The 17477-nt window shown below is 62.0% G+C and carries 15 protein-coding genes; 9 read left to right on the forward strand and 6 right to left on the reverse strand.

The genetic code is table 11. The features are described 5' to 3' along the window. Nucleotides 1-52 precede the first annotated feature (52 nt). Nucleotides 53-601: a TetR/AcrR family transcriptional regulator gene (locus M2281_RS02995; RefSeq protein ID WP_280819605.1), complete on the reverse strand. Its 549-nt coding sequence runs from the start codon at nt 599-601 to the stop codon at nt 53-55. A 147-nt stretch (nt 602-748) separates the two neighbouring features. Here M2281_RS02995 and M2281_RS03000 point away from each other — a divergent pair, with 147 nt between their 5' ends. From M2281_RS03000 to M2281_RS03010, 3 genes are all read left to right on the forward strand, one after another. Further along, nucleotides 749-1960, forward strand: coding sequence for an efflux RND transporter periplasmic adaptor subunit (locus M2281_RS03000; protein WP_280819606.1), 1212 nt, complete (start codon nt 749-751; stop codon nt 1958-1960). Then, nucleotides 1957-5046, forward strand: coding sequence for an efflux RND transporter permease subunit (locus tag M2281_RS03005; RefSeq protein WP_280819607.1), 3090 nt, complete (start codon nt 1957-1959; stop codon nt 5044-5046). The genes M2281_RS03000 and M2281_RS03005 overlap by 4 nt, the downstream gene beginning before the upstream one ends. Nucleotides 5047-5168: 122 nt before the next feature. Further along, nucleotides 5169-6278, forward strand: a complete 1110-nt coding sequence (locus M2281_RS03010; RefSeq protein WP_280819608.1) for a pyridoxal phosphate-dependent aminotransferase — start codon at nt 5169-5171, stop codon at nt 6276-6278. Between the two features lie 23 nt (nt 6279-6301). On the opposite strand, the gene M2281_RS03015 is transcribed toward M2281_RS03010, so the two are convergent. Both M2281_RS03015 and M2281_RS03020 read right to left on the reverse strand, forming a co-directional pair. Then, nucleotides 6302-7195 (reverse strand): NAD(P)/FAD-dependent oxidoreductase, encoded by an 894-nt coding sequence (locus tag M2281_RS03015; protein ID WP_280819609.1) that lies wholly within the window; start codon nt 7193-7195, stop codon nt 6302-6304. After that, nucleotides 7192-7644 (reverse strand): Rrf2 family transcriptional regulator, encoded by a 453-nt coding sequence (locus M2281_RS03020; protein WP_280821093.1) that lies wholly within the window; start codon nt 7642-7644, stop codon nt 7192-7194. The genes M2281_RS03015 and M2281_RS03020 overlap by 4 nt, the downstream gene beginning before the upstream one ends. Nucleotides 7645-7766: 122 nt before the next feature. On the opposite strand from M2281_RS03020, the gene M2281_RS03025 reads away from it, so the two are divergent. The 5 genes from M2281_RS03025 (at nt 7767) to M2281_RS03045 (ending at nt 13977) form a co-directional block, all read left to right on the forward strand. Continuing rightward, entirely contained in the window at nt 7767-8396 is a 630-nt protein-coding gene (locus M2281_RS03025; protein WP_280819610.1) for a TetR/AcrR family transcriptional regulator, read from the forward strand. Next, the gene (locus tag M2281_RS03030; RefSeq protein WP_280819611.1) at nt 8377-9540 is read left to right on the forward strand and encodes an isovaleryl-CoA dehydrogenase; all 1164 of its coding nucleotides are present in this window, start codon (nt 8377-8379) and stop codon (nt 9538-9540) included. Before M2281_RS03025 ends, M2281_RS03030 begins: the two co-directional genes overlap by 20 nt. Beyond that, entirely contained in the window at nt 9541-11148 is a 1608-nt protein-coding gene (locus M2281_RS03035) for a carboxyl transferase domain-containing protein (protein WP_280819612.1), read from the forward strand. It abuts the gene before it with no gap. Nucleotides 11149-11218: 70 nt separating this feature from the next. Next, complete coding sequence (locus M2281_RS03040; protein WP_280819613.1) at nt 11219-11986, forward strand: VOC family protein; 768 nt, start codon at nt 11219-11221, stop codon at nt 11984-11986. Between the two features lie 35 nt (nt 11987-12021). Continuing rightward, nucleotides 12022-13977 carry an acetyl/propionyl/methylcrotonyl-CoA carboxylase subunit alpha gene (locus tag M2281_RS03045; protein WP_280819614.1) on the forward strand — a complete coding sequence of 652 codons (1956 nt, stop codon included), beginning with the start codon at nt 12022-12024 and terminating at the stop codon, nt 13975-13977. A gap of 92 nt (nt 13978-14069) precedes the next feature. Here the strand turns inward: M2281_RS03045 and M2281_RS03050 are convergent, their stop codons facing one another. Together M2281_RS03050 and M2281_RS03055 are read right to left on the reverse strand one after the other, a co-directional pair. After that, the gene (locus tag M2281_RS03050) at nt 14070-15176 is read right to left on the reverse strand and encodes a branched-chain amino acid ABC transporter substrate-binding protein (RefSeq protein WP_425537700.1); all 1107 of its coding nucleotides are present in this window, start codon (nt 15174-15176) and stop codon (nt 14070-14072) included. A gap of 329 nt (nt 15177-15505) precedes the next feature. Continuing rightward, the gene (locus tag M2281_RS03055; protein ID WP_106723735.1) at nt 15506-15772 is read right to left on the reverse strand and encodes a sel1 repeat family protein; all 267 of its coding nucleotides are present in this window, start codon (nt 15770-15772) and stop codon (nt 15506-15508) included. 440 nt (nt 15773-16212) lie between these two features. Here M2281_RS03055 and M2281_RS03060 point away from each other — a divergent pair, with 440 nt between their 5' ends. Beyond that, nucleotides 16213-16557, forward strand: coding sequence for a DUF2147 domain-containing protein (locus M2281_RS03060; protein WP_280819616.1), 345 nt, complete (start codon nt 16213-16215; stop codon nt 16555-16557). Between the two features lie 75 nt (nt 16558-16632). On the opposite strand, the gene M2281_RS03065 is transcribed toward M2281_RS03060, so the two are convergent. Then, the gene (locus M2281_RS03065) at nt 16633-17343 is read right to left on the reverse strand and encodes a glutathione S-transferase family protein (RefSeq protein ID WP_280819617.1); all 711 of its coding nucleotides are present in this window, start codon (nt 17341-17343) and stop codon (nt 16633-16635) included. Between the last annotated feature and the right edge of the window lie 134 nt (nt 17344-17477).

Raw genomic sequence — 17477 nt, forward strand, 5'->3', positions numbered from 1 at the left:
GATACCCTGCAGCGATGACTGTCGGAAGCTGTCGCTGCAACCGTCGTGGACGTCAGGCTTTGGCCGCCGCGATCTTGGCCAACGAAGCCAGCACTTTCTGCTGTTCTTCGGGTGTAAGAACGTCCACATCGAAGAGACGCAGACTGCGCATGCCTTCCAGCGCCAGAAAGATGACGAGCGCTGCGCTTTCGCTCTCCGCCCCCACCTTCATCCGATCCAGCAAAGTACGATTGAATTGCTTGACCGGTGCCAAAAGCCCTGGATTTTCGGCCATGGCCGCCAGGATGCCCGAAGGCGGCGGCTGGCATTGATCAAGATCGGCCATGAAAAGCTCAAGATAGGCCGCCAACAAGCTGCTCGGCCTGCCCTGCAGTTCCTTGTCCTTTTCGCACAGAGCTTGGTCGAACACGTTTAAGTGATACTCAACCAGCGCCTCCAACAGCTTGGCCTTATTGGGAAAATGATAGAGCAACCCGCCCTTGGAAACCCCGGCGCGCTGGGCCACGGCGTCAAGCGACAGATGCGCAGGGCCGACATCGCGCGCCGCCTCGGCAGCGGCGGCAAGGATTTTTTGTCGGGCCGTGACCTTGCCATTCGTCATCATGAACTCCGGGACGCAATTGACAATACCGTCCAGACGGTACAGTAAATGCGCCCCAGTTTTCAACCGCCTTGTTGGTTTTAACGGTTCAGCGATGAAGACGACCGCCTCAACACCCCAAGCCCATCCTCGATTTCGGTGCCGCACATGATTAAGCGCTTCATAATCGCCCTCATTTTCCTCGTGCTGGTTTGCGGCGGGATCGTCGGCTTCAACATTTTCCGCGACAAAGCCATCAAGCAGTTTTTCGCCAATATGCCGGTGCCGACGACGACCGTGTCGTCGCAAACGGTCGAGCCCGTCACCTGGACGCCAAGCATCGAGGCGCTCGGTACGGTCAGTGCGTCGCAAGGCGTTGATCTGACCGTCGAGAACGCCGGCATCGTCAAGGAAATCCGCTTCGCCGGCAATGAGCAGGTCAAGGCCGGCTCGGTCCTGGTTCAGCTCGACGACGCAGTCCAGCAGGCAGACCTGGCCGCCGCCAAGACGCAGGCCGGGCTTGACCAGACGACGTTGGAGCGCGCCTCCGTGCTGCAGAAGCGCGGCGTCGGCTCGGACGTGGCGGTCGATTCCGCTCGCGCAGCGTCTCAAGCTTCGACTTCGCAGGTAGCCAAGCTGCAGGCATTGCTCGATCAGAAGCAGTTGCGTGCACCGTTCTCGGGAACCGTCGGCATCCGCAAGGTGGACATTGGTCAGTATGTCTCGCCGGGCACGATCGTGGCCACGCTGCAGGATCTCGAGACCATGTATGTCGACTTCTCAGTGCCTGAGCAGCAGCTCAACCTCCTGAAAATCGGAGGCCCTGCCCGCTTTGGCCTGACTGGCGAGGACATGCCGTTCACGGGCAAGATCATCGGCATCGAGCCGAAGATTGATCCGGTTTCGCGCCTGGTGAAGGTTCGCGCCGAGGTGAGCAACCCCGAGGGCAAGCTGAGCCCGGGCCAGTTCGTACAGGCCAAGGTCCTGCTGCCGGAAGAAAACAACGTCATCGCGCTGGGGCAGACCGCCGTGGTCAGCAGCCTTTACGGTGACTACGTCTTCGCCATCCGTCCGGCCGACAAGGATGCCAATGGACAGCAGGCTGCGGCGGGCAAGTCCGAAGCGAAGCCCGCGGCGGAAGGCGCAGTTTCCTCCGCCGAAGCGGCCGAGCCGGCAAAGCCGGAGGCACTTGTCGCCCGACAGGTCTTCATCAAGACCGGCCGCCGCTCCAACGGCCTGGTCGAGGTCCTGAGCGGCCTGCAGCCCGGCGACAGGATCGTCACAGCCGGCCAGAATCGCCTCTCCAGCGGCGCGCCCGTAGCCATCGACAACACAATCAATCCCGCCAATCCGGCGCAACCGGAGCCGGCCTCTAAATGAGCTTTTCAGACATTTTCATCCGCCGCCCCGTCCTTTCGACGGTCGTGGCGCTCATGATCCTGCTCCTGGGTTTCCAGGGCATCTTCAATCTCACGGTGCGTCAGTATCCGAAGGTTGATGAAACGGTCATCACCATCACTACCGCCTATCCGGGCGCGAGCCCGGACCTCATCCAGGGCTTCATCACCGCTCCGATCGCCTCCGCCGTTTCGACGACGGAGAACATCGACTACGTCACCTCGCAGAGCCGCCCCTCGGCCAGCGTCGTGACCGTGCAGATGAAGCTCGGCTCGAACCCGGACGTTGCGTTGACCGAAGTCATGTCGAAGGTGCAGCAGGTGAAGAGCCAGCTGCCGACCGACGCCAAGGACCCGACCATCGTCAAGGGTACCGGCCAGCAGTTCGCGATCATGTATCTGGCGATGCAGAATCCGAACATGACCTCCGAAGAGCTCACGGAATATATCGAGCGCGTCATTCGTCCGCGCGTCTCGACCATCCAGGGCGTAGCCGAAGTCCAGATTCTGGGCGCGGCCAACTACTCGATGCGCGTCTGGATCGATCCGATCAAGCTGGCCGCACGCGGCTTGACGGCGTCGGAGGTTCTGGGGGCGATCAACTCGTCCAACTTCCTGGCAGCTCCCGGCAAAACCAAGAATGAGTATGTCGCCCAGTCGATCACGATGCGCTCGACGCTGCAGACGCCCGAGGCCTTCGGCGCCCTGCCGCTGCGCTCCGAGAACGGCGGCGTGGTTCGCCTGCGCGACGTGGCCAAGGTGGAACTAGCCGCTGAAAGCACCGACACCGTCGTTAACTTCAACGGCAAGCCGGGCACCTTCATCGGCATCTTCCCGACCCCGTCGGCCAACCCGCTCGACACGGCGTCTGCCGTCATCAAGGAACTGCCGGCCATCCAGTCGAGCCTGCCCGAGGGCATGACCATCACGCAGGTCTATGACTCGACCGAAACCATCAGCGCCTCGATCGAGGAAGTGTTCAAGACCATCGCCGAGGCAGTAGCCATCGTCGTTGTGGTCATCCTGCTCTTCCTGGGTTCGTTCCGCTCGGTGATCATGCCGGTGGTGACCATCCCGCTGTCGCTGATCGGCGTCTGCTTCCTGCTTCTGGCGATGGGCTACTCGATCAACCTGTTGTCACTGCTGGCAATGGTGCTGGCCATCGGCCTGGTCGTCGACGACGCCATCGTGGTGGTGGAGAACATCCACCGACATATGGAAGAAGGCATGACGCCGATGGACGCGGCCTTCAAGGGCATGCGCGAAATCTTCGGGCCGGTCGTCGCCATGACGATCACGCTCGCCGCCGTGTTCGCGCCGCTCGCCTTTACCGGCGGTCTCACCGGCTCGTTGTTCCGCGAGTTCGCCATGACTCTCGCCGGCGCGGTCGTGCTCTCCGGCTTCATTGCCGTGACCATCACGCCGATGATGTCGGCGCGCCTCCTGAAATCCGGCCATGGCCGGTTCCAGGGATTTGTCGACCGGACCTTCGATCGGCTCGCCAATATCTACGAGAAACTGGTCTCGGGCTCGCTGAAGTATCGCCCGGTGACCTTGATGATCGTGGTGGCGCTGATGACCGTCACCGGCTTCATGTTCTTCAAGACATCGAGCGAACTGGCGCCGGAAGAAGATGCGGGCGCGTTGTTCTCGCTCATCACCGCGCCGCGCTATGCGACGACGGATTACACGAGCCTGTATGCCGGCCAGATCCGCGACCTCACCAAGGATCTGCCGGAGCTGCGCGCCAACTTCTCGATCGTAGGCATGGGCGGGCAGACCAACACCGGCTTCTCCGTCTGGGCATTCAAGGACTGGGCCAACCGCAGCCGCTCGCAGAAGCAGATCCAGCAGGACATCCAGAACCGCCTCAAACCGGTGGCTGGCGCGCAGGCTCTGGTCTTCGCCCCGCCATCGCTGCCGGGCGCCGGCGGTGGCCTGCCGATCTCGATGGTTATCCAGTCGACGGGCGATCCAAGCCAGGTCTACGAGGTTGCAGAGGAGATCAAGCAGAAGGCGCAAGCCTCCGGCCGGTTCATCATCGTGCAGAACTCGCTGGCCTTCGACGCACCGCAGGTGACGATCACCATCGATCGCGACCGCGCGGCCGCGCTCAACATCCCGGTGCGTGACATCGGCTCAACGCTCGGCCTTCTGGTCGGCGGCGGTTCGATTGCACAGTTCGACCGGGATTCGAACAGCTACGACATCATCACCCAGGTGCCGGACCAGTTCCGCAATAACCCGGAGAAGCTCGGACAGTTCTTCGTCCGCAGCATCACCGGCGACATGGTGCCGCTGTCGGCGGTGGTCGACATCAAGACCAATGCGTCCCCGGCCTCGATCGAGCAGTTCAACCAGTTGAACTCCGCGACGATCTCGGCTCTGCCCGTGCCGGGCGTGACCACGGGTGATGGTCTTGCGACGATCGAAGAGATCGCCAAGCCGCTGCTGCCTTCCGGCTTCTTCGTCGACTATTCGGGCCAGTCGCGCCTCGAAAAGGAGCAAGGAAACACCATCCTGATCGCGTTCTCGCTGGCCGTGGTCGTGATCTATCTGGTGCTGGCGGCTCAGTTCGAGAGCTTCCGCGATCCGCTCATCATCATGATGTCGGTGCCGCTCTCGATCTTCGGCGCGATCGTGCCGCTCAACCTGGGACTGGGTACGCTCAATATCTACACCCAGGTGGGCCTCATCACGCTGATCGGTCTCATCACCAAGCACGGCATCCTGCTCGTCGAGTTCGCCAACCAGCAGCGCGAGGAGCACGGGCTGTCGCGGAGCGAGGCAATCATCGCCTCGGCCAAGACCCGTCTGCGTCCGATCCTGATGACCACGGCGGCCATGGCGCTCGGCGTCGTTCCGCTGATCAAGGCGGCCGGCGCGGGTGCTGCGGCACGTTACTCGATGGGTCTGGTGATCTTCTCGGGCATTCTGGTGGGAACCATCTTCACCCTGTTCGTGGTGCCGATGTTCTACACCTTGATCTCGCCCAAGGAGGCCCGCCACAAGGACACGGCCGAAGCCGAGCCGACGCCGGAAGGTGACGAAGCAGTCGCCCACTCCTGACCAACAGAAACTAGGCCATGCGGCCAGAGAAAAAATCCAGCGGCCAAGCCGCTGGATTTTTGCTATCTGCCCTTCGACGACGCGTGCATGCGTCCCTTCATCAATTCGAGAGCAACGACATCATGATCAAACGTCCACCCCTCACCCCGATCATCGAGGCACTGCCGTCGTCGGTTCCGTTCGTCGGCCCCGAAGCGCAGCAGCGCACCAGCGGCCGTGCCTTCCGCGCTCGCATCGGAGCCAACGAGAGCAGCTTTGGGCCCTCGCCCCGGGTCATCGCCAGGATGGAGGAAGTGGCCAAGGACATGTGGATGTATTGCGACCCGGACAATTACGATCTGCGCGTCGCACTTGCCGACCATCTCGGTATCGACAAGGACAATGTGGTGATCGGCGAAGGCATCGACGGCCTGCTGAGCCTGGCCGTACGCATGTTCGTTTCGCCGGGCGATGCGGTGGTCACCTCGCTTGGCGCCTATCCGACCTTCAATTTCCATGTCGCGGGCGTTGGTGGCAGGCTGGTGACGGTGCCTTACGAGAACGACCGCGAAAGCCTCGACGGGCTGCTTGAAGCGGTGAAGCGCGAGAACGCGCCGCTGGTCTACCTGTCCAACCCCGACAATCCGATGGGCACCTGGTGGGAGACGGACGAACTCATTCGTTTCATGGACGCGCTGCCGGAAACCACGATGCTGATCCTCGACGAGGCCTATGGCGAGACGGCCCCGGCGGCAGCCCTTCCGCCGGTCGACGTCAATCGGCTCAACGTGCTGCGCATGCGCACCTTCTCGAAGGCCTATGGCCTGGCGGGCATTCGCTGCGGCTATGCCTTTGCCGATGCCGAGGTCATCGCGAACGTCGAGAAGATCCGCAACCACTACGGCGTCAGCCGCATGGCCCAGATCGCGGGCCTCGAGGCGCTGGCCGATCAGGACTATCTCGCCACCGTGGTTGCCAAGGTTGCCGCGGCACGCGACCGCATATCGGCAATCGCACGCGATAACGGCCTGACGCCCATCCCCTCGGCCACCAATTTCGTCACCATCGATTGCGGCGGCGATGCCGACTTTGCCATGAAGGTGATGCAGAACATGCTCGCGCGCGAGGTCTTCATCCGCAAGCCGATGGTTCCGGTACTGAACCGTTGCATCCGCGTCAGCGTCGGCCTCGACCACGAGATCGATATTTTCGGCCAGGAACTGCCGCACGCACTCGCGGCAGCAAGAGCATAGGCGATTGCTTCCCTCTTCGGGGATCAATGGTCCCGGAAGATCAGAGACTGATGTGTGCCAGCGCCAGCGGTGGCACCATCAGCGACGGAGATTGCCACCGAGGAAAAGCTCCGCGTGGCATCGCCACACGCAAACACACCCGAAACCGTGGTTTCCTTGGCCCCATTGGTCTGGATGAGCGAGCCGGCCGGCCCTTCTTCCAGCGCGCAGCCTAGCTGCGCGGCCAGCGGACTCGAGGGGCTGATCTTGCTCATGGTGAACAGCCCGGCAAGCTGGATAACCCGACCGTCACGCAGTTCGACATCGGCCTGCTCGCCGGAAATTTGTACGACCGGCTCACTCTCGATCTTCGCGCCTCGCCTCTGCAGCTGGGCAAGTTGTTCGGCGTCCGGTACAAAGGCCCCGTTGAGAAACAGGGTCGTCGGGCCCCAATCGGGCAGCATCATCGCGTGGTGCATGGACATGTCCGAGACCGCGAGAACGCCGATCGGTCCCTGATCCAGCTCGTACCCATGGCAATAAGGGCAATGAAAGATGCTCTTGCCCCAGCGTTCGCGCAGGCCGGGCACATCCGGCAGTTCATCGGCAACGCCCGTCGCCAGAATGAGGCGCCGAGCATCAAAATCTCCATTCGCAACTGTCTGGGCGGAGAAGCCTTTGTCCGTTTTGCGGACCGCTTCGACCTGATCATCCACGAATTCGACCGTCGAATATGCGGCCAGTTGCGCCCGAGCGTCGGCAACGATGTCGCCCGGCGTGCGGCCGTCCTGGCCGAGAAAGCCATGCGATGTTGCCGCAAAGCGATTGCGGCGCTGGCCCGCATCGATCACCAGAATCTTGCGACGCGCGCGGGCGAGTTGAAGTGCGGCGGACAGCCCGGCATAGCTGCCGCCGACGATGATTGCATCGAACATCACAATTCCCTTTCAAGATTGCGCTTACGCGCAGCTACATGTTCGCGAAAATCATCAGCCAACTGGGCAAGGCTAACCGTTTTGAGCCGATCGATCAGCAAGGCCTCGGCCTCGGCAAAGGCCGTGGTGAGCGAGCGATTTACGGTCTGCTCGACCAGGCATGAGGGGCTTTCCAGATGAATGCCCATGGCCATCAGTTGAGGCGCGCCGAGCGCGTCATAGATGTCCTTCAGCGTCACCGCCGATAGATCGCAAGCGATCTCCCAGCCGCCGCCATGGCCTTTGGCGGAGCGCACAAACCCGGCCTCACGCAGCCCGGCCATGGTGCGCCGCACGACGACGGGATTGGTCATCATGCAGCCCGCAAGCTCTTCGGATGTCATTGGCTGCCCTCGCTCAGCCATGTGCAACAGGGCGTGGAGGACTGCTGAAAGTCTGCTATCTCGTTTCATGTAACTATGAATGTTACATAATCCGAGGCGTGTCAAGCTAGCAACGACAGAGGTTCTAGCCACGCGGACTCCTCTTGAATTAATTGAACGTTCGTTTTATTCTCCGCATATGAGGAGAGACCATGGCACGCACCACGGGATCTGACGGCGGCAGGACGGAGGCGGCAATCCGCGAGGCGGCGATCAACCTCATCGCGCGCTATGGCTACGAAGCCGTTTCGATGCGTCAGCTCGCCGCCGAAGTGGGCGTGCAGGCGGCTGCCCTCTACCGGTACTTTCCCACTAAGGAAGACCTGCTTTTCACACTGATGCGCGAGCACATGGAAGGTCTGCTCGCCGCATGGGATGCGGCCCGCCCGGCGGACGCCGATCCACGTGCGCGCCTTGCCGCCTTTGTGCGCAACCACATCCGGTTTCACGTCGAAAGACGGCACTCGACCCACGTCTCCAACATGGAGTTGCGCAGCCTTTCGCGCGATAATCTGACCCAGATCCTGCGGCTGCGAACATCCTATGAAAAGGAGCTGCGGCAGATCCTGCGCGACGGCGCCGAGGCCGGCCTGTTGGTGATCGACGACATCGGCCTGACGGCCATCGCCATTATCCAGATGATCACCGGGGTGATCGTCTGGTTTCGTCCCGACGAGCGGCTGTCCGTCGAGGAAGTCGCTGAAACCTATCTTGCAATGACTATGCGCCTGACCGGCGCCGAAATGCCCAGGGAGGTGCAACATGTACACGCACACGCTTGATTTCGGGCATGGCGAAGACATCGACGCGCTGCGCGACATGGTGCGCCGTTTCTCGCAGGAGAAGATCGCGCCCCTTGCCGCCGAAATCGACCGCTCCAACCAGTTTCCCGCGCATCTGTGGGCCGAGCTTGGCGCGCTGGGGCTGCTCGGCATAACGGCCGATCCGGATTTTGGCGGCAGCGGCATGGGCTATCTGGCGCATGTGGTGGCGATGGAGGAGATTTCGCGTGCGTCTGCCTCGGTCGGCCTTTCCTACGGCGCCCATTCCAATCTCTGCGTCAACCAGATCAACCGCTGGGGGACGCCCGCGCAGAAGGAAAAATACCTGCCGGCGCTCTGCTCGGGCGGAATGGTCGGGGCGCTGGCCATGTCGGAGCCGGGTTCTGGTTCAGATGTCGTGTCGATGCGCCTGAGGGCAGACAAGCGCAATGACCGCTTCGTGCTAAACGGCAACAAGATGTGGATCACAAACGGCCCTGATGCCGATACATTGGTCGTCTACGCCAAGACCGAACCCACAATGGGCTCGCGCGGCATTACCGCTTTCATCATCGAGAAGAGCATGAAGGGCTTCTCCGTGGCGCAGAAGCTGGACAAACTCGGTATGCGCGGCTCCAACACAGGCGAGCTCGTTTTCGAGGATGTCGAGGTGCCGTTCGATAACGTCCTTGGAGAGGAGGGACGCGGCGTCGAGGTGCTGATGTCGGGGCTGGACTATGAACGAACCGTTCTGGCCGGCGGCCCACTAGGCATCATGTCGGCATGCCTGGATGTGGCCGTGCCTTACGTGCAAACCCGGCGTCAGTTCGGGCAGGCCATCGGCGATTTCCAGCTCGTGCAGGGCAAGCTTGCCGACATGTATGCGACGATGAATGCCAGCCGCGCCTATGTCTACGCCGTGGCTTCGGCCTGTGATCGCGGCCAGACCACCCGCAAGGACGCCGCCGGCTGCATTCTCTATGCCGCGGAAAACGCCACGCAGATGTCGCTGGATGCGATCCAGCTTCTTGGCGGCAACGGCTACATCAACGACTATCCGACCGGACGACTGCTGCGCGACGCCAAGCTCTACGAGATCGGCGCCGGCACCAGCGAAATCCGCCGCTGGCTGATCGGCCGCGAGATCATGGGGGAAAGCGTTTAAATGCCTGTCATCCAGTCCCAGCTTTCGACCGCCTCCGACACCTTCAAGGCCAATGCCGAGCATATGCGGGCGCTGGTGGCCGACATGGCCGACAAGGCCGCAACCGTCGAGCGCGGCGGTTCGGAGGAAGCGCGCAAGCGCCATACCTCGCGCGGCAAGCTTCTGCCACGCCAGCGTCTGGCCCAGCTTCTCGATGCCGGCTCGCCCTTTCTAGAGATCGGCCAGTTCGCAGCCTGGAACATGTATGGCAGCGACATATCTTCTGCCGGCATGATCGCCGGCATCGGCCGCGTCGAGGGCCGCGAGGTGATGGTGGTGGTGAACGACGCCACTGTGAAGGGCGGCACCTACTATCCGGTGACGGTGAAGAAGCATCTGCGGGCGCAGGAAATCGCCATGCAGAACGACCTGCCCTGCGTCTATCTGGTCGATTCCGGCGGCGCGAATCTGCCCAACCAAGACGAGGTTTTCCCCGACCGCGAGCATTTCGGCCGCATCTTCTACAATCAGGCCAACATGTCGGCGGCCGGCATTCCGCAGATCGCCTGCGTCATGGGCTCCTGCACGGCAGGCGGCGCCTATGTGCCGGCTATGTCGGACGAGACGATCATGGTTCGCAACCAGGCGACCATCTTCCTCGGCGGTCCGCCGCTGGTGAAGGCGGCCACCGGCGAGGACGTGACAGCTGAGGAACTTGGCGGCGCGGACGTGCACACGCGGCTTTCGGGCGTTGCCGATCACTATGCGATGGATGACGCACACGCGCTCGCCATCACCCGCCAGATCGTCAGAAACTTGAATCGAAAGAAGGCGATAGGGCTCGATCTGAAGAAACCGATTCCGCCGCTTTACGCGCCGGATGAAATCTACGGCGTCGTGCCGACCGACACACGCAAGCCATACGACGTGCGCGAGATCATCGCCCGCATCGTCGACGGCTCCGAGTTCGACGAGTTCAAGCAGAACTACGGCACGACGCTGGTTACCGGCTTTGCCCATCTCCATGGCATGCCGGTGGGCATACTCGGCAACAACGGCGTGCTGTTTTCCGAAAGCGCGCTGAAGGGCGCGCATTTTATCGAGCTGTGCTGCCAGCGCAAGATCCCGCTGATCTTCCTGCAGAACATCACCGGCTTCATGGTGGGGGCGAAATACGAAGCCGGCGGCATTGCCAAGGATGGCGCCAAGCTTGTCACCGCAGTGGCGACCGCCCAGGTGCCGAAGCTCACCGTCATCGTCGGCGGCTCCTTCGGGGCGGGCAACTACGGCATGTGCGGACGCGCCTATTCGCCCCGCTTCCTCTGGATGTGGCCGAATGCGCGCATCTCGGTCATGGGCGGCGAGCAGGCGGCGACCGTGCTTGCCATGGTCAAGCGCGAAGGCATCGAGCGCAAGGGCGGCACCTGGAGCACCGAGGAAGAGGCCGCGTTCCGCGCGCCGATCCTCGAAAAATACGAGCGCGAGGGCCACCCGCTCTATTCCTCGGCACGGCTGTGGGACGATGGTATCATCGATCCAGCAAGGACCCGCGACGTGCTCGCACTCAGCCTTTCGGCTGCACTTAACGCGCCGATCGAGGACACTAAGTTCGGCGTATTCAGAATGTAGGGGTCACCTACAGCGCACGCCGGGGGCAACCGCAGCTAGGAACTCAACGCAATGACGAAGGGAGCCTGACATGCCTGCAAATCCAAGCAAATTCGTCTGGTACGAGCTGATGACCAGCGATGTCGATTCAGCTGAGAACTTCTACAAGACTGTCGTGGGGTGGAAGTCCGAACAGTGGGGTGGCGGAGACGAAATGCACTACGTCATCCTGAAGGCCGGCGACGCGAGCGTTGCGGGCCTTATGGCGATCCCCGACGAGGCGGCGGGCATGAATCCGGCCTGGGTAGGCTACATCTATGCTGCCGATGTCGATGCCGCGACGGAGAGTGTCCGGAAAGATGGCGGCAAGGTGTTTCGGGCACCGGCCGACATCCCCGAAGTCGGCCGCTTCTCGGTCGTCGCCGACCCGCAGGGCGCGGTATTCATGCTGTTCACGCCGAAGGGCGAAGGGGGGGCGCCCGCTGCACCCATGGCCCCCGGCCATATCGGCTGGCATGAACTCATGGCCGCGGAATGGAAGAGCGCCTTCGATTTCTATTCGAAGCAGTTTCACTGGTCCAAAGGTGATGCGGTCGATATGGGGCCGATGGGCACCTACCAGCTATTTGCTGCAGGCGGCGACGCCATCGGCGGCATGATGACCAAGCCGCCACAAATCCCGTCGCCCTACTGGCTCTACTATTTCAACGTCGGCGACATCGATGAGGCCGCCGAACGTATCGCCAAGAACAACGGGAAGGTCGTGATGGGGCCGATGGAGGTCCCGGGCGGCTCCTGGGTGCTCCAGGCCACGGACCCGCAAGGCGCTCTGTTCGCGCTGGTCGGCAGCCGCAAGTAACCGGCACCGCGCCGAGAGTATCAAATGGAGGATGAATGTTCTCGAAAATCCTGATCGCCAACCGCGGTGAGATTGCCGTTCGCGTCATTCGCACCGCGCGGCGTATGGGCGTTCGCACGGTCGCTGTCTACTCCGATGCCGATGCGAATGCGCTCCATGTGGCGATGGCCGATGAGGCGGTGCATATCGGCGCCTCGCCGGTGGGCGAAAGCTATCTGCGCGGCGACAGGATCATCGAGGCGGCAAAGGCAACCGGAGCCGAGGCGATCCACCCCGGCTACGGGTTCCTGTCGGAGAATCCCGACTTCGTCGATCAGGTCGTTGCGGCCGGGCTGGTGTTCATTGGCCCGTCTGCCGCCTCGATCCGCGCCATGGGCCTGAAGGATGCCGCCAAGCGCCTGATGGAAAATGCCGGCGTGCCGGTGGTGCCGGGCTATCATGGCGAAGCGCAGGACATCGTCGTGCTTGCCTCCAAGGCGCGCGAGATCGGCTATCCGGTTCTGATCAAGGCGCGCGCGGGCGGTGGCGGCAAGGGCATGCGCAGGGTGGAGCATCCGGACGATTTTCCGGATGCTCTCTCGGGTGCGCGGCGCGAGGCCAAGGCCGCATTCGGCGACGACCGCGTGCTAGTGGAAAAGTATGTAGAAAAGCCGCGCCATATCGAGGTGCAGGTTTTTGGCGACAATTTCGGTAATGCCGTCCACCTGTTCGAGCGCGATTGCTCGGCTCAACGGCGGCATCAGAAGGTCATCGAGGAGGCCCCTGCCCCCGGCATGACGGCAGGGATGCGCAAGGCCATGACCGACGCGGCTGTGAAGGCAGCCAAGGCGATCTCCTATTCCGGTGCCGGCACCATCGAGTTCATCGTCGACGCCTCGGATGGGCTCAGGCCCGACCGCTTCTGGTTCATGGAAATGAACACCCGCCTGCAGGTGGAGCACCCGGTGACCGAGATGATCACCGGCGTCGACCTTGTGGAATGGCAACTGCGCGTGGCGGCCGGCGAAAAGCTGCCGAAGAGCCAGGAAGAGATCGCGCTTTCCGGCCACGCCTTCGAGGCCCGCATCTATGCCGAAGACCCTCAGCGCGATTTCCTGCCGGCCATCGGCACCCTGCATCACCTGAGCTTTCCAGCCCAAGCGCCAGCCGGTTCGGCGATGCGTATCGAAACCGGCGTGCGGCAGGGCGATGCCATCTCACCCTATTACGATCCGATGATCGCCAAGCTGGTGGTCCATGCCGAGGACCGGCATCCGGCTCTCCACGCGCTGGCGACAGCGTTGAAGAACACCGAAATCGCCGGCTCAGTCACCAATATCGGTTTCCTTGCCGCGCTGGCGCAGGACGCCGACTTTGCCGCAGGCGATGTCGACACCGGACTGATCGGTCGCAAGCAGGTGGCGTTGACGGAGACGCCGCAGCCAGACGCTACCATTGTTGCTCGGGCCGCACTGGCGGCTTCCGGGATGAATAGCGTCTCGTCCGACGATCCCTGGGCGTCGCTTACCGGCTACAGCCATTTTCATCCGATCGAACGCCAGGTTTCGCTTCATCGCGGCGCGAAAGAACTGAAGGCGAGCGTAGCGGCTGAGGGCAACGGGCGTTACGCGGTACGTCTCGAAGGATTCCCGTCAGTCGCCCTCACCCAGGCAGATCTTGCAGGCACCGTCGCCTGGCCGGGCCATGTCGCGGTCTTCGCCGCCGGCATAGCCTATACATTCACGGTCCCCGATCCTTTCGCGAGCGCTGCCGAAGCCGAGGCGGGCGCTGGCAGCATGCGGGCGCCGATGCCGGGCCTGGTCAAGCTGGTGCGCGCAGCCCAGGGCGACGCGGTCAAGAAGGGTCAGCCCTTGCTGATCCTGGAGGCGATGAAGATGGAACACACCATCGCCGCACAGCATGACGGCATCATCGCCGACATCGCTCTCGAGGGCGCGCAGGTGACCGACGGCACCGTACTGGTGAGATTTGTGGAAGAGGTCAGCGCCTGAGCGGCGCCTTCAGACAAAGGTTCAGCCTTTAAAACGAAAATGGCCGGGACAAGCCCGGCCATCGTGTCAACTCGCCAGAAGCGAGATCGATATTACTGCGCGATCGGCGCGTACTTACCGTCGTGCCACTGGTTGATGTCGTAGGCGGCGTTCTTGAAGTCGCCCTTTTCGTCGAAGATCACGTCGCCAACCACGGTGTGGATCGGCTCGCCGTTCTTCAGGACTTCAGCGACCTTCATCGGATCGTCGGTGCCGGCTCGCTCAATGCCCTGCGCGAAGGCCTGGATGACGGAGTAGGAGAACAGGGTGAAGCCTTCCGGCACGAAGCCGCCCGACTTGATGTTCTCAACGGCTTCCTTCGCCTCAGGCTTGGCCTGCGGGTCGGACGGGAACACGAACATCGTGCCTTCGCCAGCCGGGCCGGCGATCTGCCAGAATTCCGGAGAGGCGATCGAGTCCGGCATGATCAGCTGGTACTTGAAGCCCTGCTCGTCCGACTGACGCAGCATCAGGCCGGCTTCGGGGTGATAGCCGCCGAAATAGACGACGTCGGCCTTGAGGCCCTTCAGCTTGGTGACGAGCGCGGAATAGTCCTTCTCGCCGGCGTTGAGGCCTTCGTAGAGAACTTCCTTCAGGCCGTTTTCGTTCATCGTCTTGCGCACTGCGTCGGCGACGCCCTGGCCGTAGGCGCTCTTGTCGTGCAGGATGACGACATTCTTGCCGGCATACTTCTTGGCGATCCACGGGCCGATGAACGCGCCCTGCGCGTCGTCGCGCGTGTAGAGACGCATGATGGTCGGCCAGCCCTTGGCGGCTGCGTCATCCGTCATGATCGGGTTCGACGAGGCAGGGCTCATCATCAGCACGCCGCTTTCGGCGTAGACGGCCGAGGCCGGGATGCTCGAGCCGGAGCAGGCATGGCCGTCGATGAACTTGATGCCGTTGGCGACGATGCGGTTGGCAACCGACACGGCCTGCTTGGGATCGCAGACGTCGTCTTCGATCGACAGCTTGAGCTGGCGACCCATGACGCCGCCCTTCGCGTTGATGGCCTTGACCGCAGCTTCCGCGCCCTGCTTGAACTGGTCACCGATGGTTGCGAGCTGGCCAGTCATCGGCCCCGCAACGGCAATGGTGATGTCGTCGTCGGCGCGCGCTGCCTGCGCTGCCAATACGAAGCCGACGAGCGCGGCTCCCATAAGCGATTTCTTGATCACGTAGATGTCCTCCGATGTCGGCTCGTGGCCGAACGCCGCCCTCATTTATCCTAGGCGTTGGCGGGAATAACATTCGCAGCGGGGAGGATGCAACAACCTCTGATGGAACCGGTAAACGACGAAGGCCGCGCCGGCATCGTGCCGTCGCGGCCTTCGTCGTCGATCGCATCGCGGACATCCCCGGCCAATCGATGCTCTGTCGTCGCTTTGACATGCGCGGCTGGCCCGCCTCCAAGCTGCCGCGTTCTGTTGGTGAGGCTCGGCGTTTTTTCTTTGCCTGAGCCTGGTATTTCAATTTCGGGTCGATGCACTCAGTGCATCGTCATCCATTCGCGCGCCTCGCGCAGGGCCTGTGCGATCTGCGGCTTCGACATCGAGGCCGAGAGTTCCGAGCGCAGGTCGGCAGCGCGGGCCGAGCCCTTGATAGCGGCGATATTCAGCCATTTATGAGCGGCCACAACATCGACTTCGCAGTCGCGGCCAGTTGCGTACATCATGCCAAGCTCGAAAAGAACGTCGGCTTGTGCGGTGGTTCCCATCGCGCCGAAGCCGCCTTCAAACATTTCAAAACGTGCCATCTCGAAGGTCCCTGTCCGTTGCTGGAGAGCGCCTCTCTTTGTCGTCTTGGGCTGCTCTTCCGATGCTTCGAAGGATGAACCTGAGGCTTGAATTCGCCGTTAAATGGCTTGCTTAACTGCAGGCAAACAAAGTTCAAACAAGAAGTAAACGTCTGAATTTATTAAGGATAGAGATGCAGGCGCCGCCTGGGGTTTTGGGAAAATTCGATGAAAATCTTCGCCCTCGAACGAAACCCTTTCCTAACCACGAAAAGCGGCAATAGCTCCTTCCTGCGTCAAGAACTTCCGCCGCGACCGACCTCACGCCCTGCAAAAACAGCTCACCCTTACGTTGCGGCACCGCTTTTGTTCCTCCGCCAACTGCACTAGCTAACGTTTACGTCAGCGGCCGAACAGGAGGAGAACGTCGGTCCGGCCGCGACACCTGAGGGAGGACACTAATGTTTCGTAAGGTAAGCCTGGCTGTCGCCGCGACCATGCTGATGCTCGGCGCCGCTTATGCAGACCCCATCGAGGGGAACTGGAAGACACAGAGCGGAGAAACCGCGGCAATCGGCGATTGCGGCGGCGGGTTCTGCATCACGCTGAAGACCGGCAAATACGCGGGCAAGCAGATCGGCAAGATGACAGCCAGCGGAGACGGCAACTATGCCGGCTCGATCACGGATCCGGCCGACGACAAGACCTACAAGGGCAAGGCCACGCTGAACGGCAACGCGATGAAAATGAGCGGCTGCGTGCTGGGCGGCCTGATCTGCAAGGGCCAGAACTGGACGAAGCTCTGAAATTCAGCTGCAGCTGAACGCAAAAATGGCCCGCGGAGCATGCGCTCGCGGGCCATTTCGCTTACAGGATAGGCGTCAGGCGCGCGCCCGCTGGCCAAACAGGATCTTCTGGGCCTCCTTGTCGGTGGCGAGGTTCTGCCGCTCGCGCTCGTCCTTGCCGACTTCGACGCCGCGCCGTACGGCGGGCCGTGCCTTCATCGTCTCGAACCAGCGCTTGAGGTTGGGGAAGTCGTTCATGTCCTGGCCCTGGCGCTCGTAGCCCATCGTCCAGCCGATGGAGGCGATGTCGGCGATGGAGTACTCGCCTGCAAGGAACTCGCGGTCAGCCAGGCGCTTGTTCATCACGCCATAGAGCCGGTTGACCTCATTGGTGTAGCGCTCGATCCCATAGGGCACCTGCTCAGGGGCATAGACGCGGAAATGGTTGGCCTGCCCGGCCATCGGGCCAAGCCCGCCCACCTGCCAGAACAGCCACTCCTCGACCTCGACGCGCTGGCGCTCGTCGGCCGGATAGAACTTGCCGAACTTGCGGCCGAGATACTGCAGGATGGCACCGGACTCGAAAACCGAGATCGGCTCGCCGCCGGGGCCTTCTGGATCGATGATGGCCGGCATGCGGTTGTTCGGCGATATCTTCAGGAAGGAAGGTTCGAACTGCTCACCGCGGCCGATGTTGACGTATTTGACCGTATAGGGAACGCCGAGTTCCTCGAGCATAATGGAGATTTTCCAGCCATTCGGTGTAGGCCAATAATAGAGTTCGATCGGCTGGGTCTGAATTATCATACTGGCATCTCCACATTTGGGTCGCATTCAGCAGATAGGCAGACCCTACGTAAACACAAGCACACAACTTGCGTGCTGTGATTAATAAAATTGAACCGAGGATGAACGGGCCTCTCAGAGGCCATTCAGCTGAG

The organism is Pseudaminobacter soli (ex Li et al. 2025), assembly GCF_029892515.1.
GTDB lineage: Bacteria > Pseudomonadota > Alphaproteobacteria > Rhizobiales > Rhizobiaceae > Pseudaminobacter > Pseudaminobacter soli_A.